Below are 21,522 nucleotides of genomic sequence, written 5' to 3' on the forward strand. Positions count from 1 at the left end.
TTCAGTATGCCGAAAACCTATCTTTTGCATCTTTCCCTCTTCCTTCTTCTCTCTCGAAAACTCAATTGTAGCCCTTAGCTTAGAGACACTGCCCTCATGTCATCCATGGTTGCACCTATATGGTGTGAGATTTCAACAGCAGCGTTTTTTGCTTCTTCTATTGTTTCTTGTGTTATCTCAAATCGCGATGCTGGTCCACTTACACTTAACGCAGCTATTATTTTATCTTCTTCATCAAATATAGGCGCAGCGACTGCCACAACGTCAACATCCCGCTCGCCAAAGCTTACTGCGTATCCTTGCCTACGAACTTTTGCTAATTCAGTCCTAAACAAATAAGGATCGCTTATAGTATTTTTAGTAAGGGGTTTAAGTTTTGTGATGGCAATAATTTCCTCTATAAATTCTTCAGGCTGCCACGCTAAGAGCACTTTGCTCGCAGCGCCGCAATATGCAGGAACTTTTTGTCCCACGCGAACAGCCTGCCGCACCAGGTGTAATCCTTCAGCTTGTTTTATACAGACACGATCGTAACCATCAAGAACGTAAAGGTTCACCGTTTCCTGAGTCGTGTCACGCAACCTCTCCATTACAGATTGTGAAACATAATCCAAATTTATGGCACTTTTTGCCACGGTGCCTAGATGAAAAAGTTTAATACCTAAGCGATACTTGAGCGTTTTTGTGTCCTGACATACGAAACCTTCTTGTTCGAGTATTCGCAATAACCAATGCACCGTGCTCTTAGGCAAACCGGTCTTTCTCGCAATTTCGCTGACTCCCAAGACGGACGCCTCGAGCGAAAACGAAGAAAGCACTCGCAAAGCTCTACGTATTGGCATACCTACCAGTCTCGTATTTTGCTCCCCCATCTAATTGCTCCCTCAAATATCCTGCGCCCAAACTGACTGAAATTAATGGCGCTCGGCCTTCGCTTTTTCCAAGCCTCCACGATCTCTATAGCGAAATGCTATCTCATCCTCAGTCAAATAACGAGACTCGAGGTCGCGAATTTTGTCAAGCCTAACCAATTCAGTAAACTCCTCAAAAGTCAGAACGTTGGGGATGTCTTTGATGGTTCCCTTCGCCTTGATATACTCAAGCGCTTGCTTTACACCACAGGCAGCAGCCATAACAGCAGTTACAGGAATGCTAACCCTTGCCGCGCCCCACTCTTGAAGCTCTTGGATTGTCACAAGTGGGGTTCTGCCGCCTTGAAGTAAATTAATCGAGACAGGGGCGTCTATTTCTTTTATCACGCGCTTAATCCCCTCTACTGAATCGACAGCCTCAACAAATATCAAGTCGGCCCCTGATTTTGCATACATGTTGCCACGACGAATTGCTTCGTCAATCCCATAAACTGTATATGCATCAGTTCGGGCGTTGATCACAAAATCAGGGTCTTTAGCAGCCTCACGTGCTGCTTTGATTTTAAGCACCATTTCATCAGCGGATATGCACTGTTTTCCCGTAATATGTCCACACCTTTTGGGACTTATCTGGTCTTCCAAATTAATTCCCGCAGCCCCTGCTGCTTCAAACTCGCGGACAGTATAATAAGTATTAACCGCGTTACCGAATCCATTATCGCCATCGGCCATGACGGGTATATCAACTGCACTGCATATATTGCGTGTGATGTCTAACATTTGAGTCCCACTTAAAATGCCAATATCGGGTAGCCCCAAATAAGAGGCGGCGAAACCAAATCCAGAACACTGTACCGCTTTAAAGCCTGACACTTCTATCAAACGAGCTGAAAGCACATCGTATGCTCCCGGCATCACAAGAATTTCAGGATCATTTATCAGTTTTTTTAATAATGTAGTTTTGCGCACTGCTTTATCTCCCCTCTATGTTCAGTATTATTGAATATCGTTCATATATATTGAAGACCTGTTGAAAGCTTAAATTATACGGACGATTTTGTCAATAGGCCGAGAGGCTGTTTGAAAATTTCCTTTCGCACCAGAGTCAGGTTAGGTCGGGCCTTTACTTTTTATGTTCTTGCCCATTATTCTCCCTAGCTCTTTCCTCTTTAGCTTAAACAGCATTGGCAACGATGTGATAAAAGGAGGTGAGACTAAAACCGATTCTCTTTTTAGAATTGCACCTCGCTTGTTATGTGCATCCGTCTCGAATAGATCGGATATTAAAGCCTGCCCTTAGGGCTGCTATAATAGGTCTTACTTAGAACGAGGTCCTTATAAGAGACCATACGCATATTCAATCAATTCGCCCTTGAGGGCAGCTCGGCAAAAGGCCCTAAGATCGAGCCTGCCCAACTAACAAATATATTTGTTATGGAGGAATCGAGATGGAGAAGGGGAAAACGGTCATGGAGCTAAGTCATCGAATCGTTTCTGATCCGGAAATCTGCAGCGGCGAGCCCTGTGTGGCCGGCACAAGAATACCTGTATGGGTGATATTAAGCCATCTGGCTTCCGGTGAGGATATCGAAACCATCCTGCGCAACCTCCCTCGCCTAAGCAGAGAGGACATCCTGGCCTGCCTGGAATATGCGAGCTATTTAGCGACAGAAAAGGTGGTACCGGTATGAAATGGTCATCGTCCTCGATGAGAATGTCAGTCTAACTTTGGCTTCTGCGCTTCGGCAAGCGGGCTATGAGGTTATATTGCTATAGCTGAGACTGCTGAGAGAGGCATGGTCGATGCTGAGGTGTGGAAATTAGCAAAGGCACGACAGGCAATCCTTATTACCAGGGACTACGGCTTCGCTAACCCGGTACGCTTCAGGACTCAGGAAGTTGGAGCTGTAATCTATCTCCGTCGGGCCAACTTGAGCTCCGAGAAAGAAGCAGAGCTGGTGATGAGTTTCTTGACTGCCCATAAATTAAAAGAGGAATATGATGGGCGCTTGATTACTCTGTGGCCTGGCGGGGTGCGAATCCGTTGACGGTCACATAACCCTTGGGGCCAGGTCTCTACTTTTTGTGTTTTTAGACTACCTAACTTTTTGCCTCCAGGTCCATCCTCTCACGTCTTACATCTCACATTTTTGCTTTTTCTGCGGGGTTCGTGGTTGGATATTGTATTGTTAGTTCTTCACCTTCGGCCATCTGAGCAGGCGATAGTTTCGCCCAGCTGCTTCTTTTAGAATGCGGTTGCTTTTTGCCATGCAATTGGGCTTTGAATTTTTGCCCTCTGCTCATTTGAGTGAATCCGTCATATCTTTATTTTAACAGTTTAGCATATGATACGTCGAGTTTCTCGTTTAAGAGAAGGAGGCTCTCTAAAAGGACCTCCGCTCCTGCTATGATGTGCTCCTCCTTCGTGAACTCCTCAGAACAGTGGCTTAAACCCTTAACGCTTGGGACGAAGATCATGCCTATAGGCGCGATTGAAGCTACGTGCATAGCGTCGTGCCCTGCTCCGCTTGGCATTTCTAAATACTCGTATCCAAGATTGGAACACGCCTCTTTTATGGTAGCTATAATATTTTCCGAACATAGGGCGGGATAGGCGTCGCTTGCAGTTTCGAAGGATACGGAAACATGGCATTTTGCACTTGTATCTGATGCAGCCTTCTCGACTTGATCCAAGAATGTATCGATTTCTTCTTCCGATATGCTTCTCACCTCTAAGTCCATGATGCATAAACCGGGGATCACATTGGGAGAATTGGGGAAAATCTCTATGCGGCCAACTGTGGCCACCAAGGGAAAACTGCCCTGCCAATCTAAAGCCAAGTCGTGGACGAGCGAAATCATCTGAGAAGCTCCTACCAGCGCATCATTTCTGGCCTTCATTGGAGTGGTGCCTGCGTGATTAGCCTGTCCCCTTACGGTAATCTTTACGCGGCGGATCGCCACGATGCCCGAAACCACTCCTATAGGAATGCCAGCCGTATCCAGTACGGGGCCCTGCTCTATATGCAGTTCCATATATGCAGCGATATCGCCGCGTTTCTTTAGAGGTGCGTTTAAAAGGTCTGGATTGCCCCCCATGCGCTTTATGGCATCTTTAAGCGTTTCGCCGTTGGGATTGTTGCGCAGCAGCATTTCTTGAGATAGGGTCCCAACTATAGCGCGGCTTCCCACACAGGAAACGGCGCCGTAGTCGCTCACTTCTTCCGATAAGAAGTCCACTACCTCCAAGGGGAATCGCAAAGATTGGCCAGAGCGATGAAGGTAAGATGCCACCGCCGCACCGGTCAATACCCCTAAGATACCGTCATATCGCCCGCCACCGGTAACTGTGTCTGTATGAGACCCTATCATTATGGGCGGCCTGTCGCGATCAAGTCCTTCCATGCGTCCAATTAAGTTTGCCGCCGCATCAAGCTTTACATCCAAACCAGATGTCTCAAAGTGGCTTTTGAGCCATTCTCTTCCCCTTAAGTAAGTTTCTGTAAAGGCACGCCTCGTAAAGGGAGGAGCACTTTGATCTGTAAGGGTGGCCATCTTTTCAATAGCCCTAATTAAAGCTTTACCATCTATTCGGCCTGTCAATATCAACACCTCTATCGCATGAGTTAAAAAATTTAAAGAGCTATCCTAACAGTAAGTTTGGAAGCCATGTAGCGATCTGCGGGAACATAAAGAGTGCCACCAGCACAATTATGTCGCACAACACAAAAGGCCACACACCGCTGAAGATATCCTCCAACGATACGCTATATTCATGCGGTATCACGCCTTTCATAGCGTAGATGTTCAAGCCAACCGGAGGTGTTACTCCACCTATTTCGGTCAGCTTGAGGGCTATTACGCCGAACCAGATCGGATCGTAACCCAATCTCACAACGAGCGGGAAAACGACCGGCAGGGTTAGAGCATATATACCTACGGGCACCATAATCATCCCCAAGAGAAACATGATCCCTAAAATTCCTAGCATGATAAAGACCCTTGGGATATTGAGATTTAGCAAAAACATGGCCATTTCCGTGGGGAGCCTCGTCAAAGCCAAGACGCGGCTATAGAAAAGGGCGCCGATATTAATCAGAAAAAGCATGGCCGTGGTATTGGCGGATTCTTTCATGGCAGTGTTAACAATGCTAAATTTTCGGATGCTTCCCTGAAAGTAGCCAAATACCAGGGTTAAAATGGCACCTACGGCTGCAGCCTCCGTGGGCGTAAATACTCCTGCGTAGATGCCTCCGAGGACGGCGAACGCTATTATGATAACTGGCCACATATTCCAGACCGCTTTTCTCCTCTGCTCAGGGGTAAAGGAACTTTTTGAGGCTTCAGGCGCCAGCCGGGGATTCCTCTTAACGGCATAAATGATGTATATCGAGTAGACAGATGCGGTAATGAAACCAGGAATGACACCGGCCGCAAAGAGTTTACCCACCGATTGCTGCGTAAACATGGCATAGATGATCATCATCATGCTCGGCGGAATCATGGAAGCAAATGTCCCAGCGGAGGCAATACACGCTGTAGAGAGCCTCTTGTCGTAGCCGATGCGCTGCATCTCAGAAAAGACCATTTTGCCAAAGATCGCCGTTGCGGCAATGGAGGAGCCGGAGAGAAGTCCAAACATCGCACAACCAAAGCACGTGGCGATGGCAAGTGAACCCTTTAACCTTCTGGCGAGGGCATATACGCCGTTGTAAGCCCTCTGGGCATAGCCGCCATAAGCAGCAAACGCCCCCATTAACGTAAATAACGGAATACAAGTCCACGTGGGCGTAGCGATAGAAAAATAAGCCGCCTGGCCAAGAAGAGATAGCGCGCTGTCGACACCGATCAACAAAGTGGATATTAAAAAGCCACTTAGGATGAACGCTAACCCTATCTGTAAGCCTGTGGCCATCAATGCCAAAAGCAATAATACGCACAAGGTACCGCCCGTCACGAAGTCCATTGGCCCACCACCTCCCCCCGCGGCTCAAGCGCTAAAATCATTCACAGCGTTTATCAGCATCTGAATCCAGAAAAAGGCAATACCTACAACCATCACGACTTTCACCGGCCAAAGGCGCAATTCCACAACCCCCGCAAGCGCTTCACGGCTAACATAAGAGGCAATGGCATCCTGAAGCAGAGCATAGAAAAAAATGCCGATGGATATGAGAGCCAAAATGTAGGCCGACAGTTCTATGACACGCTTTATTCGAGGAGAGAAGGCATTTTTCACTATTTCCAGGCTTACATGCTCCTTATGTTCTTCACAACGGGCCATCCCAAGGTATATTACGATCATCATGACAAAGACTGAAAGTTCTGCCATCCCCTGAATAGGCTTACCTACATTGCGACTGCAAACATCCATTACCAATAACACCATCATTACAAGCATAAGCCACCCGCAGAATGCAGATAGCGCTTCATTTGTCTTATGAAAAAAATGTTTCATTTTTTAAGCCCTCCCATCCCCATACAAAGAGCAAAACGTGGGGCATCGTGCCCTTAAAGACACTGTGCCCCACATTTTACCTACTGCTCTCGCTTTATGGCTTCCTGAACAAGGGCTCTCAGTTTTTCCATTACTGAAGGCGCGGTTTCAAGACCGGCTTCTTTAGCTTCCTCGATCCACTGTTTCTGAAGATCTTGTAGTCTATCCGCATTCTCCCACTTCGCTATGTCCTCTTTCGACATGAACGTGACGGTGCAACCTGCAGCACGCTGCTCTTCAACGATCTTGTCGAAGGTTTCGTCATAAACCCTGGAGAATGCCGCTTCGGCAATCTCACTTGCCTTGAGCATCCCATCTTGGACATCCTTTGGCAGTTTGTTCCAAAAGTCGATATTTACAAGATGAAGGAACGGTTGGGCATACCACAATTCCTTAGAAACCAAAAGGTTGGGCGCTGCTTCATGGAACTTCATCAGATGCAATCCGTCATAATTGGTAAAGCATCCTGTTATCGTGCCAGTCTGCAGTGCCATATACACGTCGTCCCATGCGACAGAGACCGGAACAGCCCCCGCGTTTTCCAGGAACCTAAAAGCCCACTTGTCGCCGGCTCTCCATTTTTGTCCCTTTATATCGTCTATGCTCTTAATAGGTTTTGTGCTACAAAAGGCGCCAGGCAACCCGGCTGTAAAGAGCAACGGCTTTACGTTAGCCTTGGCGAGCTCCTCTTTCAGCTCGGGGATCTCCTCAAAGGCTTTGCGGTAGAGCCACACCATATTCTCGAACTTGCTGGGACCACGAGGGAAAAGTTTAAGGGCGGTAAAAGAAACGAGTTGGCCAGGATAGTGTCCGGGGTAAATAAAACCCATGTGGGTCACTCCAGAACCTATGCCTTTAAGCGCTTCTTGGGAGGAAAGCAGCGCACCGCCCCAGAAATCCTGAATTTTCACCTTGCCTTCGGTCTGCTTTATGATCTCGGGGAACCACACTTCGCTTAGGAATTTGGGCCGCATCCCTCCTGGCGGATCGTGATTTGAGTATTTTATGGTAATTGTTTGAGCCTCACAGGTTATTCCCGTAAAGAACAAGAAAGATACGACTGCAATCATCCCTATAACCCTAACAAATAACTTTCTACCCCATGGCTGAACCTCCCTTCTTTAATACAACGCATCGCTTTTTACACCGCTTCACTCATAGAGCCAAACCTGTCAAACCCTCTAAACGACACGCCCTATAAACCTTCCCCATCCAGGTTTGCCGACCACCTCCTTCCCATCGTAGACCACCTGCCCCCGCACGATCGTAGCTATTACGCGCCCGGTCAGCTCCATTCCGTCGTAAGGACTCCATTTGGCGCTGCTATAGCTTTTATCAGCGCTAAATCTCCACTTGTCTTTTGGATCCAACACAACTATGTCTGCATCGGCGCCTACGCGGATAACTCCTTTTTTGGGATAGAGTCCGAAACGGCGTGCAGGTGCTTCACTAACTAACTGCGTAACCATCGTGACGTCCATACCTCGCTTAGCCGCACCCTCGCTGTAGATGAGCGGCAAAAGCAGCTCTACACCTGGGACGCCAGAGCCATTATCGAAAATGTTAGGATGGGTCTTATTTTCCAAAGGCCAGGGGGCGTGATCAGATGTGATGAAATCTATTTCTTCACTCATAAGTTTCTGCCATAACTCTTCAACCATGGTGCGGGGTCTCAAGGGGGGATTTATTTTGCCAAAGGCTTTAAGCCTCGGCATGTCTTCCTCGGCAAGGACAAGGTAATGTATGCACGTTTCAGCAGTCACGTCGAGCCCCCAATTTTTGTAACTTCTGACAATATCAAAACCACGAGGTACGCTGATGTGAGCTATGTGGACTTTGGCGTCGCACGCAAGCGCAAGCTCAAGCAAATGCGCTATGGCAGTCGTCTCAGTAACAGGAGGCCGACTGCGACAATGGTCTAACGGGTCACCGTAGCCGCAACTTTTCAGCTCGTCCACCAAAGTCCTGACCAACTCTTCGTTCTCGGCGTGAAAACTGGTAACTACTCCGTATTTATTTAGCTCTGAAAAGGCTTTCATCAACTCCCGATCCGTGATCCTGGGGAAGCGATAAGGGTCAGTCTCATAAGTCGACATCTTGAAGGCACAGGCGCCCTCTTCTATTAATCCTTTTATTTCTCCAGTGCCGCCACTCTTGGCTATCGTGCCATAAAGAGCAACATCTACTACAGCTTCGTTATTGGCTTCTGATATCTTTTCTTTAAGGCGAGATCGATTCATCACGGGGCCAGCTGCATCGAAAGGCATGTCAATCACCGTCGTGACACCGCCTGCAGCGGCTGCGCGAGTTGTATTAATGAGTCTTTCGGGTTTGTCTTTGACGCTCGCCGAGTGTACATGGGCATCGATGGCACCCGGTAAGATCAATTTGCCCCTCGCGTCCAGAACCTGCCCTGCAGATGGGGCTTCTTTTTCTAACCCAATGGCTGCAATTTGGCCTCCGGAAACAGCCACAAACCCATCCCGCACGACATCGCCCGATGTCACGACATCACCCTTAATAACGAGATCGATCGGCATTCCCACTCCTCCTCGCAGTTTATATAACCGACGCATCTAACGCTTTAGTGATTTCTTTAGCCGCTTCAAAAAGTAGCGGCACAAATTTCCTTTCTTTTTCTTCACTGAATCTATATTCTGGCATACCGATAGTTAGACTCCCATAGATCTCTCCATGCCTGGCAACTAAGGGAACAGCTATGGCGGTTGCCCCTTCGTCCACTTCACCCGTTATAGTGGCGTATCCGAGCTCCTTGAGCTTTAAAACCCTCTCCAACACCTTGTGAGGATCGGTCCACGTCCTTTCCGTATACCTTTCCAAAGGCTTAGAGAATAGGTGAGATCTTATCCTGCTTTCCGGCATGCCTATCAATATCGCTATTCCGGTAGCGCCGGCATGGAGAGGGAAGTATCGCCCTACTTCAGAGGTCAACTTCACGCTTCGCGGCGTCTCGAACTTCTCTATGCATATCGCACCAATCTTGTTTTCAACGGCCAGTACTATCGTTTCGTCTGTGAGCTCCAAGAGTTTCATCATGATCGGTCGGGATACAGCAATTAGGGGGTGACGCATCAGTGAGGATCTGATCGAAAGTATTCCTAAACCCAAGCGGTATTTGCCGCTGTTTTTGTCTTTCTCTACCCACTCATTTTCTTCCAAGGTAATGAGAATCCTGTGGACGACGCTTTTGTGCAAGCCCACCTTCCTGCTGAGCTCAGAAATGCCAGCTTCGCCCTTTCCTTGACACAAAGCTTCGAGAACTTTAATGGCCCTTGAAATCGATTGGTTGATATAGCTATCTCGTTCCATCTTCCTCCGTCTCGATAAGAGAGACAATGTATCGCAAATTTGTCACGATAAACATACTACCTGTCCATGACTCTGTCAAGAATATGAGCAAAACTGACATTATTCTATTTTAGTGCTAAAAGCGGCGACACTTAGCCCACAAGGTTGCTTATGTATCCGACAGGGATGTGCTCTCACATTGGCGTGCGTGGACATATACACAGGTGCCGAGCGTTACCAACTTGTAACCCACTCGTGATGCATTCATAACAGAGGCCGTGATAGATTTGCCTCGTCCGAGAAACAAGAAAAGGATAGTAAATAAAAACAATTTCAAAAGGGGTGAAGTAAATTGAGCAAGGCAAAAGTGTGGGTCGTCTTGGGAATCGCGGTTTTGGCCTTAGCCGCAGGATGCATTTCATCGGAGGCAGCAGAGGCTTTACGGATAGGTCTTATACCCGCAGAAGACCAAAGGGAGATGCTCAAGCAATATGAAGGGATTATAGAATATCTCGAAGAATCGGTGGGGATGGAGATCAAGCCTTTTGTGGCCACAGACTACTCAGGTGTTATCGAGGCCATGCGTTCGGGCAAATTGGACATCGCCTACTTCGGCCCCTTCTCTTACGTCTTGGCCGCCGATGTGGCAAACGTCGAGGCCTTTGCAGTGCCGATGAGGAGCGATGGCAGGACTACCTACAACAGCATCATAATTGCACATGCCGAAACCGGCATAAAATCCATATCGGATTTAAAAGGGAAGACTTTCGCCTTCGTGGATCCAGCGTCGACCTCGGGACACCTCTTCCCCAGGGCAATGCTACAAAAGGCGGGCATCGACCCCGAAAAGGATTTCTCCAGCATGGTCTTCGCCGGCGGGCATGACGCTGTAGAGCTGGCCGTCAAGAACCGCAAGGTGGACGCAGGAGCGGACAGCGACAAGACGTACGATCGCATGGTAAAAGATGGCCTCATTGACCCTAAGGTAAACATAATCATCGCCAAATCCGATCCCATCCCGGGCTCGCCCTGGGCATGGAGAAGGGACCTCCCCGACGACCTCAAGGGTAAGTTCAAGGCTGCCATACTGGAAGTGGGCACAAAGAGGCCCGACATCTTAGCGAAGATGTCGGGCGGAATAGCAGGCTACGCTGAGGCTAAGGACGCTGACTACAACGTGATCAGGGAAACGGCCAAAATCCTAAACCTCGACCTCAAGAGCTTAAATTGAGATGGCCAGCCTCGAAAGAGAACCCATCATGAAAGGACAAATTTCCTCATATATCCCGGCCGTCCTAACGGCAGAAGTTCAAGCCCAGGAGGTCAAGAATCTGCACGACACGCCAAGCATGGTGAAGCCTCAAACCGAAAGGAGCACTAAGGCTAGTAAAACCATGATAAAGGCGCAGGATTTATGGAAAGAATTTCCAAACGGCGTTCAGGCCCTACAGGGCGTGAGCTTTGAGGTGGAAAGAGGAGAGTTCGTGGCGCTCTTGGGCTTAAGCGGGGCCGGCAAATCGACCCTTCTGCGCTGCATAAACGGCCTGATCAAGCCTACAAAAGGTGAGGTATGGATAAATGACACACCGGTGGGCGACGCCGGTGCAGATCTGAGAGCGCTCAGAAGGCAGTTGAGCATGATATTCCAGCAATTCAACCTCGTAAAGCGACTCACCGTCTTGGAAAATGTCCTGTGCGGTCGGCTCTCGTATTGCAACCCATTGTCGAGTTGTTGTCGCTTCTTTTCCAGAGCAGATTTGCATATAGCTTTCGAGGCGTTAGAAAGGGTGCACCTGACGGATAAAGCCAACGTAAGGGCAGATCAGCTCTCCGGTGGGCAGCAGCAGCGCGTAGGGATAGCGAGGGCGTTAGTGCAACAACCACAGGCAATCTTGGCGGACGAACCGGTTTCGAGCTTGGACCCGAAAACTTCCCGCAACATCATGGAGATCCTGCAGCAGATCAACGATACAGATCATATCACCGTAATAGCAAGCCTTCACGATGTTGAGCTCGCCTTGACATACGCGCATCGGGTCATCGGTCTCCAAGCCGGCAGGGTTGTCCTCGATAGCCCTGTGGAAGGCATCCGCGACGAAGACCTGGAATACCTGTACGAGCAGCAGAGGCAGGAAGAAGCCCTGCTGGAGGTGATTTGATTTTGGAAGGGCGTAAGGATGAGGGGGTACTTCAAGCCACCCCCTCTCCCCTATCTTGGTTTCTCCAGTGGCAACGGCTGTTAATCGTCGCCGTATTGGTGGCTATATATTGGAAGAGCGCCGCGGATAGCGAGCTGAGTGTTGTAATGCTCATAGATGGGATCCCCAATATATTCGACATTGTGGGGAGGATGCTGCCGCCCAACTTCTCCATCTTGGGTTCGCTCGTAAAGCCGACATTCCAGACCATCGAAATGGCCATATGGGGGACGACGCTGGCCGTGCTCTTATCGATGCCCTTGGGTATGCTTGCCGCAAAGAACTTAACGCCAAACCCGCTGCTTTATAGCGCCTCCCGCCTCATCCTCAATGCACTGCGAGCCATTTCTGAGATCGTGTTCGCCCTCATCTTCGTCGCTGCCGTGGGATTGGGTCCGTTTCCGGGGGTGCTGGCCTTGGCGGTGCACTCTGCAGGTCAGTTGGGTAAGTTCTATGCTGAGGCAATAGAGAATATCGACCCAGGTCCCGTCGAAGCGCTGGAGGCCACAGGGGCTCATAAGCTTCAGGTCATCGCCTATGCGATAATCCCCCAGATCATACCCGAGTTCGTCACGTACACCCTCTACCGCTGGGAGGTAAACGTGCGAGCAGCTACCGTCCTCGGCCTCGTAGGCGCTGGCGGGATCGGCTTTGAGCTCATGACCAGCATGCGTCTCTTTCAATATCGCGATACGTCAATGATCCTCCTCGTCATTTTGGCTGCAGTAATTTTGGTGGATCACACGTCTAACAAAATCAGAAGCGCCATCATATGAAAACGGGGGGTGCGCGAATGGAAAGGGAGAAACTCTTCGATATCCTCTCCATGGCGAGCGACGAAACCATAGAAGACGTGGCCAAGCTCGTCCTGGAGGAGGCGCCAGATGTTGAGACCATAAAGGGTCCCCGCGTGGGCCTCGTAATGATGCAAGCCAAAGAGTCTGTAGAGGACGAAATCTTCAACCTCGGTGAAGTTTTGGTATCGGAGTGCGCCGTAACGTCGGGAAACTTCATTGGATGGGGAATCTGCATGGGTGAAAACCTTAAAAAGGCCTCCAACTTGGCTCTGATAGACCTAGCCTTCGAGGCGTCTCTGCCGGTCGCTTCCAAAATCGTAGCCGTGGCGGAAAAAGAGCAGAAAGACCAAGAGGCCAAAAAAGAAGAGCTCTTTGCGGCCGTGTTGCGCTCCCGTGTGGATTTCGAGGTGATTTGAGGTGTTATCGCCATTCGAATCTCAGTACGTATTCAGACGCCTCTTAGACAGCATGGCCAGGCCTGGGAAGATCAACGAGCTACGCCAACATATTTCATGCAAAGGGAATTTCCCTGAGGAGCATCTGGCTGTGATGGCGGTGGCGGGCACGCTTCTCGATTCGGAGGTAACGTTTGCGCCACTGGGTGACAAGATGAAGGAGCTCGCTCCGCACATCTCCCTCATGACGGAAAGTCGAGTCGCAGAACCGGAAGAGGCGGACTTTCTGCTATCCGACGGCCTTTATCCCGCCACCGAAATCTCGTGCGCAAAGAGGGGAACCCTCCTCTTTCCGGAGGGCGGCGCCACGATAATTCTGGAGGTAGAAGAGCTCCTGGCCGACGGAATGGATGTAGATACCTATGTCGTTGTAGAGGGACCGGGGGTGCCAGAGAAAAGAGGCTTTGCTATCTGCGGGCTTTTCCCCGAGAACCTCGCTCTCGTTCAAGAGGCAAACGAGGAATTTCCCCTCGGCGTCGATGTGATCCTCGTCTCGAGGTCAAATAGGGTGACATGCCTGCCTAGGTCGGTCAGGTTTGAATCGCTCTCCGCAAGCTACGGGAGGTGTCGCGCTTGAGTTATACAGCCATCAAAGGCGGAGAAAGGGCCATCGACGCTGCCGAGGAGCTGGTCCACTTCTTCCGTTTGAAGGGCAACTCACGTCCCCTTGAAGTGAGGCAGATTATGGATCAAATGCGATTGGCTGTGGACCAGGTCATGGGAGAAGGCTCACTTTACGCCCCATATCACGCCGCATTGGCCCTAAAACAGGCCGAGGGAGATACCATCGAGGCCTCGTTTTTATTAAGGGCATACCGCTCGACTCTGGAGCGCTTGGGTTATTCCATCGTAACCGACATAAGCCGCATGTTGGTCATAAGGCGCATATCCGCCGCCTTCAAAGACATCCCAGGCGGCCAAATACTGGGACCAACCCGCGACTACTCCCTGCGCCTCCTAAATTTCGACTTGGCCGAGGAGGACTCCGAAAAAGCAAAAAGCTTCATTAGCGACTTCCTCTCAAAGGGCGATGGACTCTCAACCCAAAGACTGCCGCTGCGCTTCCCCAAGGTGATCGAAATCCTCAGGGCAGAGGGATTATTAGAAAAGGCGCGGCCTCGCAATACGAAAGAAGGATCCGTCCCAGACTTGACCAGGGAGCCGTTGACCTTCCCAGCAGCTCGACAAATCCGCTTGCAGGCCATGGCTCGAGCCGAGAAGGGAAGCATTATGGCTTTAGCCTACAGCACCATGCGAGGTTACGGCAATGTCCACCCGACGTTGGGCGAATTGAGAGTCGGGTATGTTCCCCTCGTAATGGACAATCCGATAAGAAAAGACATAAAGGTGACCGTGGGGTGGTTATTGGTGACCGAAGCGGAGGTGATAACCAGTATGGACGACGCGCAAGGCACGCCGCGCTTCACGCTGGGTTACGGCCTGTGCTTCGGCCAGGACGAGATCAAGGCCATCTCTATGGCCGTTTTAGATCGGGCAATGCAGGCCAAAGAGGCCGGAGCTCCAGGCGAGGATGACGAGTTCGTCCTATGTCACATCGACGGCATAGACTCGTCGGGCTTCACGGCCCATTGGAAGCTTCCCCATTACGTCACCTTCCAATCGGCTTTAGACCGGCTGCGGCGCACACAACAAATCAAGAAAAGAGAGGAGGTCATGCCCGATGGAACTCCAGAATACGACCAGCCGCAACAAGTATAACTTCGCCTTTCTCGACGAAGGCAGTAAGCGCGAATTCAGGCGCCGCATGCTCAAAGCGGTTGCAATACCCGGCTATCAGGTTCCTTTCGCCTCCAGGGAGCTGCCTTTGGCCAAGGGATGGGGAACGGGGGGATTGCAGCTTACCATGTCTCTTATAGGCCCGGACGACATCCTCAAGGTGATAGACCAGGGATGCGACGAAGTAGTAAATGCGGTGAACATTAGAAAGCTCTTGGCAAAGACGACAGGGGTAGACACGACGATAGACACGACGGAGGCGACGATAATCCAGACCCGCCATCGCATTCCCGAAGAACCATTAAGGGAAGACCAGATCTTGGTATTCCAAGTTCCCTACCCTGAGCCACTCAGGCTGGTTGAACCGAGCGAGACTAAAACGAGGCAGATGCATGCGGAGGGAGATTATAGCCGCCTCTGGGTTCACCTATATGAAGAGATCGTTCGCTGGGGCGAGGTCGCCATCGGATCACGATACCCGGTTATGATCAACGACCGCTACATAATGGATCCTTCTCCGATCCCGCGCTGGGACATACCTAAACTTCACATGGCCAAAACGCTCTACCTCTTCGGAGCAGGGAGAGAGAAGCGTATATACGCCGTGCCTCCATATACTTCGGTTAAGCCTCTGGAGTTCGACGATCATCCCTTTAGAGTCGAGGACTTCACAGGAAAACGGTGCTCCCTCTGCGGCAGCACAGATACATACCTGGACGAAATAATCGACGATGTCGCAGGCGAGCGACGATATATGTGCTCCGATACCTCGTATTGCCTGAAAGTCAGACAGACGAAAGAGGTGAAGGTATGAAGACCTCAACGGCAGACTCGCAGGCACTTTATTTTAGCGAAAAAGCGGATGACGTCCTAACGAAAGAAAAGCCGCTCCTTTCTGTGCGCGGCCTGGTAAAGATATATGGCACGGGTTGTCCTCGCTGCCTTGACCTGACCGGCTCAGAGGTAAATTGCAATACCTGCCCGCACTGTCATTCTGTGGTCGCTTGCAACGAGGTGAGCTTCGACCTTCACAAGGGAGAGATCTTGGGCGTGGTGGGAGAGAGTGGCTCCGGCAAGAGCACCCTCGTCCAATGCCTTTACTTCGACGTGGAGGCCACCGCTGGCAAGGCTTTCTTCCTTCCATACAAAAGGGGAGAGGCTAACATTTTATCGCTATCCTCTCAAGAGAAGCGCCGCATCCGCAATCATATGCTGGGCATGGTGTATCAAAACCCGCAAATTGGATTGAAGATGCACTTCACGGCCGGAGGCAACGTGGCTGAAAAACTTCTGACAGCCGGCTTCTTTCACTTCGACAACATAAGGGCACGGGCCGGCGAGCTCTTGGAGCGCACCGAGGTACCGCTGGATAGGATGGACCACCTTCCCAGATACTTCAGTGGAGGAATGCAACAGAGAGTGCAGATCGCCAAGGCTTTGGCCAACAACCCTCCTCTGGTCCTCTTGGATGAGGTCACAACGGGCCTCGACGTCTCGGTGCAGGCCAAAGTGCTCGATCTGATAAAGGGGTTGCAGGAGGAGTTGGGCGTAGCCATGATCATCGTATCTCACGATCTGGGAGTAATCCGGCTGCTCGCCGAGAGGACGATGGTCATGAAAAACGGCCACGTTGTGGAATCCGGTCTAACCGACCAGATCTTGGAAGATCCGCAACACCCTTACACACAACTCCTCGTCAGCTCGCTTCTATAAAGTTAGGAGGTGACATTGTGGCATATGGTTTCGCAAAAAGCGAGGAGGAGAATGTCTTACTCAAGGTCTCAAACTTGAGCAAGACATTTAGTGTCCATCTGTTGGGCGGCATGACGGTTACGGCATGCCAAGGAATAACGTTTTTCATAAGGGCCGGCGAGGCCTTGGGCATTCAGGGACCCAGCGGGTCAGGCAAATCCACAATCCTAAGGTGCATCTACCGCACTTACCTTCCCACCTCGGGCGAGATGCTCTACCGCTCAAATCGCGGAACGGTGGATCTCGCCAGAATAGACGAGAGAAGTATTTTGATGCTACGAAGGGAAGAGATATCCTATGTCTCCCAATTCCTCCGTGTTATCCCCAGGGTGTCAGCCCTCGATGTGGTATCTCAAGGCCTCAGAAGAAAAGGACATCCCAAAGAGGAGGCTTTAAACCGGGCAAGGCTGCTCCTTTCGCGCCTGGGAATCCCTCCTTCCTTGTGGAGCGCTTTCCCGTCCACATTCAGCGGAGGAGAACAGCAGCGGGTCAACGTGGCTCGTGCCATAGCAGCCGAACCGAGGCTCATTTTGCTCGATGAGCCCACCGCTTCCCTGGACGCCGATTCCAAGGAGATGATGATAGAGCTGTTTTTGGAATTAAAAGCAAGAAGAACAGCGTTTATCTTGGTTTCCCACGATATGAATGCCCTTAAGCGAGTCTCGGACAGGATTTTCTGTCTGAGCAAGGGCAAAGCACAAAACTCCGGGGAGGTAGAAATGGAATATGCACAAGTTGATGATTGACGGAGCCAATATAGTTCTCCCAAATGGAATGCTTGAAGAAGGCTATCTGCGCATCGAGGACGGCATCATAATCGACGTGGGCGCGGGGAGGCCTTCACCCGAAAAAGGCATTTCCTACATAGATGCTTCAGGCCTGTATATATTGCCAGGCTTGATCGACATACATAGCGACGCCGTAGAAAAAGAAGTACAGCCTCGCCCCAATGTGACAATCCCCATCCCTTCATCCTGTAGAGAGCTTGAGCGCAAACTGGCCGCTGTCGGGATTACGACTATCTTTCATTCATTATCGTTCTCTGGAGGCGAAGGGATCCGCTCCAATGCCCTGGCCGCAGAATGCGCGCGGTTTATAAGGAGGCGCGCAGACCAAGAACATCTGATCCGCAATCTCGTCCACCTGCGATATGAAATAGGCAATACCAAAGCCTTAGAGCTGATATACGAGCTTTTGGAAGAAGGTGCTTGTGATCTCGTGTCTTTCATGGATCACACGCCGGGGCAAGGGCAATATCGTGATGTAAGTCAGTACCATCATTATATAAAGAAGACGTTTTGGCTCGAGGATAAAGACTGCCAGAGGCTGATCGAAGAGAAGATCCAGGCCAGACAACGAGTGGACTTCAGGGCTCTCAGCAATCTGGCACGCTCGGCCAAGGATGCAGGTATTCCTTTGGCTTCCCACGATGACGATAGCCCAGAGCGCGTGGAGGTGGCCAGCGCGATGGGAGTCGACGTCATGGAATTCCCGATGAACTTAGAGACGGCCAAATACGCCAGGAACCTCGGACTCCACGTATGCGTCGGCGCCCCAAATCTGCTCCAGGGGCGTTCCCACAACGGTAACCTGAGCGCCCAAGTCGCCGTAGAAGATGGTGCGGCCGATATCCTCTGCTCCGACTATTACCCTCCGGCCCTTCTGAAGGGAATCTTCAAACTCGCTGATAACGGTATGGACATTTCCCGCGCCGTAAACCTGGCATCGCTAAATCCGGCAATAGCCTTGGGGTTGGACGATGAGATCGGATCACTCGAGGTGGGGAAAAAAGCGGACTTTATTCTGGTGCGCCTGGAAGAAAACGACCCCTTAGTAATAACTACAGTTACAGAGGGAAAGATAGTTTTAACCTACAACTACCATGACCCTTCGCATTTAGAAGGAGTTTTGGCTTCAGAAAAGGAGGCAATTGCTCAATGAGAAACGAGGATAACGTGTTCATCAAAAGTATCGGGATTAACGTTGATGCAGCATATGTGGACGGGGATCTAAGACGGCTGATCGAGCTGCTCGACGAGTACGCCGAAATGGAAGTCGAATGTGTAGAGGTCCCCTTGCACGCCACAGGAGCAATGTTGGGCGGCAAACTTATATCAGAAAGGGTTGACGAGGTTTCGCGAATATTGAAGCGCTACCACTTCCATTACTCCGTGCATGCGCCAAACCCGATAAACCTTATGGATGCCGATGAACCTGAGCTGCACAAAGAGGCATTATTAGAAAGTATTAGATTCTCCGCCACTATAAATTCTAAAATATTGGTCTATCATAGTGGCAGATATATCCCAGAGGAACACTTTCACATACCATGGCAAGCAGCAGGAAGGGCGACGCCTGAAACTGAAAGGCGAAGGTCGATGAACCGACGAGAAAAGGAGGCGCTTTTATCGCTGGCCAAGGAGGGAGAACGCCTGGGCGTAACGCTATGTTTAGAGAATGCCCGGCCTTACCTCGATGGAGGCTTCTATTGCTACGCCGAGGATCCCTTCAGATTAGCCGAGCGCGTTCGCGACCTGAATCATCCTCGCATAGGCATCACTTTGGACATTGGGCACGCCTATCTATCGGCAAAACGCTATGGCTTCGACTTCCTAGAAGCCGTCAGAAGCGTCGCTCCTTTCACCAAACATGTGCATCTGCACGACAACTTTGGTCGAGTTTGCAGCTCGCTGGAGAAGAAACAGGTTGAGCTCTCCGCCTTGGGCAGAGGCGACATGCACCTTCCCATCGGCAAGGGAGAGATCCCCGTAGAAGAAGTCTTTTCGGTCCTGTGCGATTGCAATTACTCCGGCTTGCTGATCAACGAGATAAGGCACCGCTACCTCGCCTGGGCTAGCGATGCGCTCGATCTCTGCAAGAGGCTTTTAAACATCACAAAAGAGAGCGCGTTGCCGAGCTAAAGCTTTTCGCGCCAATATTGCAGCATGTCCCTGACGGTGGTAGCGAGGTCGTATTCGGGCTTCCAACCGGTGGCAGAGGCGAGTTTGGAAGAATCGCCGAATATGATAGGCTCATCTTTGAGCCTGAACAGCGCTGGATCTACTGTTACTTCAAAAGGAAGACCGAGCTTTTTCTTTATAATTTCTACTATTTCATAGACGGCATATACCCTTTGAGCGCTGGCGTTATACACCTCGCCCGGCGCACCTTTTTTTGCGAGCAGGATGAGGGCAGAGACTAAATCTCTTACATCGAGTATAGCTCTGCGATTCTCCATGTTTCCCACCCGCAGCGCTGGCGGTATATATCCCTTTTCTATCTGAATAGCCCTAAAGGTGAGGTCGGCACACACGTCACCTATCTTCCTGGGGCCGGTAGTGTTGAAGATTCTCACTCTTATACCCTTGATACCGAAGGTAGCCCAATATTGGTGGGTCAAGAGGTCCTGGGCAACCTTGCTGACGCCGTAGGGATGCAAGGGAAGCATCGCATGATCCTCCGATATGGGGACCTCTTCCTCGCTCACGTAGCCGTAAGCGGCGCTCGAACATGCTACGACAACCGTTGGGTCATAGGACTCTTTGGTCCTCAGGAGTTTTATCGCCTCAAACAAATTCGCCGTGCCTATCACGTTCGTCTCAAGCGTCTCTTGAGGTTTTTCCCACGAGACGCCAGGGAAACTCTGAGCCGCCAAGTGATAGATGACCTGCGGTTTATATTGTTCGACCAGGGTATAGACGTTTTGGAAGTAACGCACGTCCGTCTCGACAAACGTGGCCTTTCCCTCTATCTCCTTCATGTCGATCGTGGGTTTATAGTAAGAAGCGATGACGTTTTCTTTCTTTTCGTTGCAGGAGAGCCTTTCTATGAGATGGCTCCCTATCATTCCCCCAGCTCCTGTGATCAAGATCACGGATGTCGCACCCCCCAAGTATGTAACCCTATCTCTGTGAACGAATAATTGGCTATCTGGGCACCCTCTTCCTGAAGCGCCTCAGCCACGGCATATCTCTTGTCAGCCTCCGCAAAGAAGAACATAAACCCTCCGCCACCCGCTCCTGAGACCTTCCCACCCAAAGCACCGGCTGATTTAGCCCTTTCATACAAGGCATCTATCCTCTGGTTCGTAATGCCTTCCGTAAAGCGCTTCTTCGATTCCCACGCCCTATCGAGGAGAAGGCCGAAATCGTCCAAATTGCCGGTCACCAAGGCCGCCTTCATGGCCACAGCGAGCTCTTTGGCCTCATGAAGCGACTGAAGCGTCTCCCTCCTGCCGGAGGTCATGTCTCTTATTTGAGAGCTCAATATCCTGGACGAATCATGGGACCCTCCCACATAGGCCAAGATCAGCCTATGATGAAGCTCGTAAACCACATCGCTACGCAACCTCAAAGGATTGACTATCGTATTTGCCCCGTTGAACTCTATAAAATTGAAGCCCCCGAAGGCGGCGGCATACTGGTCTTGTTTGCCGCCGCGAATATTGAGCTCTTCCCTCTCTATGCGGTAGGCGAGCTCGGCCACCTCATACGGCGTGAGGGGCATGTTGAGCCAATGCTTAAATGCGCCTATCAGGGCTACGCACACCGCTGAAGAAGAGCCTAACCCCGAACCAGGAGGAGCATCGTTATGAATCCTGAGCCTGAAACCCTGGCCGATACCGTAGTTTTTCCTCATGTAGTTGACAACGCCTTTTATGAGGTCCAGATGGCCATCGTAAGCCAGAAATTGATCCACGTCATACTTCAGAGCTGTATCGTAATCTATGCTCTCTATCTCTATGGTTTTGTCGTCAAACGGGAAAAGGCTTACGGTGGCATAACGATCGATGGTAGCGTTCATGACAGCACCGCCATATTCATCGCAATAGGGGGACACGTCGGTCCCGCCTCCGCCGAAGCTTATCCTCAAAGGCACCCTGGATCGCGTGATCATGCCGCCCAT

The 21,522-nt window shown here is 50.6% G+C and carries 23 protein-coding genes; 13 read left to right on the forward strand and 10 right to left on the reverse strand.

Annotated elements, in window-relative coordinates; genetic code table 11:
• Positions 1–74: 74 nt before the first annotated feature.
• Together EZM41_RS09245 and EZM41_RS09250 are read right to left on the reverse strand one after the other, a co-directional pair.
• Positions 75–872: an IclR family transcriptional regulator gene (locus EZM41_RS09245; protein WP_342449283.1), complete on the reverse strand. Its 798-nt coding sequence runs from the start codon at positions 870–872 to the stop codon at positions 75–77.
• Between the two features lie 42 nt (positions 873–914).
• A complete protein-coding gene (locus EZM41_RS09250) occupies positions 915–1,841 on the reverse strand; it encodes an isocitrate lyase/phosphoenolpyruvate mutase family protein (RefSeq protein ID WP_198470817.1) in 927 nt (308 codons plus the stop codon).
• Between the two features lie 479 nt (positions 1,842–2,320).
• On the opposite strand from EZM41_RS09250, the gene EZM41_RS09255 reads away from it, so the two are divergent.
• On the forward strand, positions 2,321–2,563 hold the full coding sequence (locus EZM41_RS09255; RefSeq protein WP_198470818.1) for a DUF433 domain-containing protein: 243 nt from the start codon (positions 2,321–2,323) through the stop codon (positions 2,561–2,563).
• A gap of 81 nt (positions 2,564–2,644) precedes the next feature.
• Positions 2,645–2,920, forward strand: a complete 276-nt coding sequence (locus EZM41_RS09260) for a DUF5615 family PIN-like protein (protein ID WP_342449284.1) — start codon at positions 2,645–2,647, stop codon at positions 2,918–2,920.
• A 277-nt stretch (positions 2,921–3,197) separates the two neighbouring features.
• Here EZM41_RS09260 and EZM41_RS09265 read toward each other — a convergent pair whose 3' ends face one another.
• The 6 genes from EZM41_RS09265 to EZM41_RS09290 form a co-directional block, all read right to left on the reverse strand.
• The gene (locus tag EZM41_RS09265; RefSeq protein WP_198470820.1) at positions 3,198–4,475 is read right to left on the reverse strand and encodes a M20 family metallo-hydrolase; all 1,278 of its coding nucleotides are present in this window, start codon (positions 4,473–4,475) and stop codon (positions 3,198–3,200) included.
• Between the two features lie 40 nt (positions 4,476–4,515).
• Positions 4,516–5,838, reverse strand: a complete 1,323-nt coding sequence (locus tag EZM41_RS09270; RefSeq protein ID WP_198470821.1) for a TRAP transporter large permease — start codon at positions 5,836–5,838, stop codon at positions 4,516–4,518.
• Positions 5,839–5,862: 24 nt separating this feature from the next.
• Positions 5,863–6,330, reverse strand: a complete 468-nt coding sequence (locus EZM41_RS09275; RefSeq protein WP_198470822.1) for a TRAP transporter small permease subunit — start codon at positions 6,328–6,330, stop codon at positions 5,863–5,865.
• Between the two features lie 80 nt (positions 6,331–6,410).
• Positions 6,411–7,343, reverse strand: a complete 933-nt coding sequence (gene dctP / locus EZM41_RS09280; RefSeq protein ID WP_198470823.1) for a TRAP transporter substrate-binding protein DctP — start codon at positions 7,341–7,343, stop codon at positions 6,411–6,413.
• Positions 7,344–7,550: 207 nt separating this feature from the next.
• The gene (locus EZM41_RS09285; protein WP_198470824.1) at positions 7,551–8,909 is read right to left on the reverse strand and encodes a dihydroorotase; all 1,359 of its coding nucleotides are present in this window, start codon (positions 8,907–8,909) and stop codon (positions 7,551–7,553) included.
• A gap of 19 nt (positions 8,910–8,928) precedes the next feature.
• Positions 8,929–9,699 carry an IclR family transcriptional regulator gene (locus EZM41_RS09290; protein WP_198470825.1) on the reverse strand — a complete coding sequence of 257 codons (771 nt, stop codon included), beginning with the start codon at positions 9,697–9,699 and terminating at the stop codon, positions 8,929–8,931.
• A gap of 331 nt (positions 9,700–10,030) precedes the next feature.
• Here EZM41_RS09290 and phnD point away from each other — a divergent pair, with 331 nt between their 5' ends.
• From phnD to EZM41_RS09345, 11 genes are read left to right on the forward strand one after another with little or no spacing between them, the layout of a single operon-like run.
• The gene (phnD, locus tag EZM41_RS09295; protein WP_198470826.1) at positions 10,031–10,909 is read left to right on the forward strand and encodes a phosphonate ABC transporter substrate-binding protein; all 879 of its coding nucleotides are present in this window, start codon (positions 10,031–10,033) and stop codon (positions 10,907–10,909) included.
• A gap of 28 nt (positions 10,910–10,937) precedes the next feature.
• Complete coding sequence (phnC, locus tag EZM41_RS09300; protein ID WP_198470827.1) at positions 10,938–11,837, forward strand: phosphonate ABC transporter ATP-binding protein; 900 nt, start codon at positions 10,938–10,940, stop codon at positions 11,835–11,837.
• Between the two features lie 2 nt (positions 11,838–11,839).
• The gene (gene phnE, locus EZM41_RS09305; protein ID WP_198470828.1) at positions 11,840–12,652 is read left to right on the forward strand and encodes a phosphonate ABC transporter, permease protein PhnE; all 813 of its coding nucleotides are present in this window, start codon (positions 11,840–11,842) and stop codon (positions 12,650–12,652) included.
• A 17-nt stretch (positions 12,653–12,669) separates the two neighbouring features.
• Positions 12,670–13,089: a phosphonate C-P lyase system protein PhnG gene (gene phnG, locus EZM41_RS09310; RefSeq protein ID WP_198470829.1), complete on the forward strand. Its 420-nt coding sequence runs from the start codon at positions 12,670–12,672 to the stop codon at positions 13,087–13,089.
• A 1-nt stretch (position 13,090) separates the two neighbouring features.
• Complete coding sequence (phnH, locus tag EZM41_RS09315; protein ID WP_198470830.1) at positions 13,091–13,705, forward strand: phosphonate C-P lyase system protein PhnH; 615 nt, start codon at positions 13,091–13,093, stop codon at positions 13,703–13,705.
• Positions 13,702–14,847, forward strand: a complete 1,146-nt coding sequence (locus EZM41_RS09320) for a carbon-phosphorus lyase complex subunit PhnI (protein WP_198470831.1) — start codon at positions 13,702–13,704, stop codon at positions 14,845–14,847. Before phnH ends, EZM41_RS09320 begins: the two co-directional genes overlap by 4 nt.
• Positions 14,810–15,679, forward strand: a complete 870-nt coding sequence (locus EZM41_RS09325) for an alpha-D-ribose 1-methylphosphonate 5-phosphate C-P-lyase PhnJ (RefSeq protein WP_198470832.1) — start codon at positions 14,810–14,812, stop codon at positions 15,677–15,679. The genes EZM41_RS09320 and EZM41_RS09325 overlap by 38 nt, the downstream gene beginning before the upstream one ends.
• Positions 15,676–16,578, forward strand: coding sequence for an ATP-binding cassette domain-containing protein (locus EZM41_RS09330; protein ID WP_198470833.1), 903 nt, complete (start codon positions 15,676–15,678; stop codon positions 16,576–16,578). The genes EZM41_RS09325 and EZM41_RS09330 overlap by 4 nt, the downstream gene beginning before the upstream one ends.
• Positions 16,579–16,595: 17 nt before the next feature.
• A complete protein-coding gene (gene phnL, locus EZM41_RS09335; protein ID WP_198470834.1) occupies positions 16,596–17,363 on the forward strand; it encodes a phosphonate C-P lyase system protein PhnL in 768 nt (255 codons plus the stop codon).
• On the forward strand, positions 17,344–18,558 hold the full coding sequence (locus EZM41_RS09340; protein WP_198470835.1) for an alpha-D-ribose 1-methylphosphonate 5-triphosphate diphosphatase: 1,215 nt from the start codon (positions 17,344–17,346) through the stop codon (positions 18,556–18,558). Before phnL ends, EZM41_RS09340 begins: the two co-directional genes overlap by 20 nt.
• A complete protein-coding gene (locus tag EZM41_RS09345) occupies positions 18,555–19,538 on the forward strand; it encodes a sugar phosphate isomerase/epimerase family protein (protein ID WP_198470836.1) in 984 nt (327 codons plus the stop codon). Before EZM41_RS09340 ends, EZM41_RS09345 begins: the two co-directional genes overlap by 4 nt.
• On the opposite strand, the gene EZM41_RS09350 is transcribed toward EZM41_RS09345, so the two are convergent.
• Entirely contained in the window at positions 19,535–20,491 is a 957-nt protein-coding gene (locus EZM41_RS09350) for a GDP-mannose 4,6-dehydratase (protein WP_198470837.1), read from the reverse strand. The genes EZM41_RS09345 and EZM41_RS09350 overlap by 4 nt on opposite strands.
• Positions 20,488–21,522 (reverse strand): GHMP family kinase ATP-binding protein, encoded by a 1,035-nt coding sequence (locus EZM41_RS09355; RefSeq protein WP_232619263.1) that lies wholly within the window; start codon positions 21,520–21,522, stop codon positions 20,488–20,490. Before EZM41_RS09355 ends, EZM41_RS09350 begins: the two co-directional genes overlap by 4 nt.

Source organism: Acetomicrobium sp. S15 = DSM 107314, assembly GCF_016125955.1.
Taxonomy (GTDB): Bacteria; Synergistota; Synergistia; order Synergistales; family Thermosynergistaceae; genus Thermosynergistes; species Thermosynergistes pyruvativorans.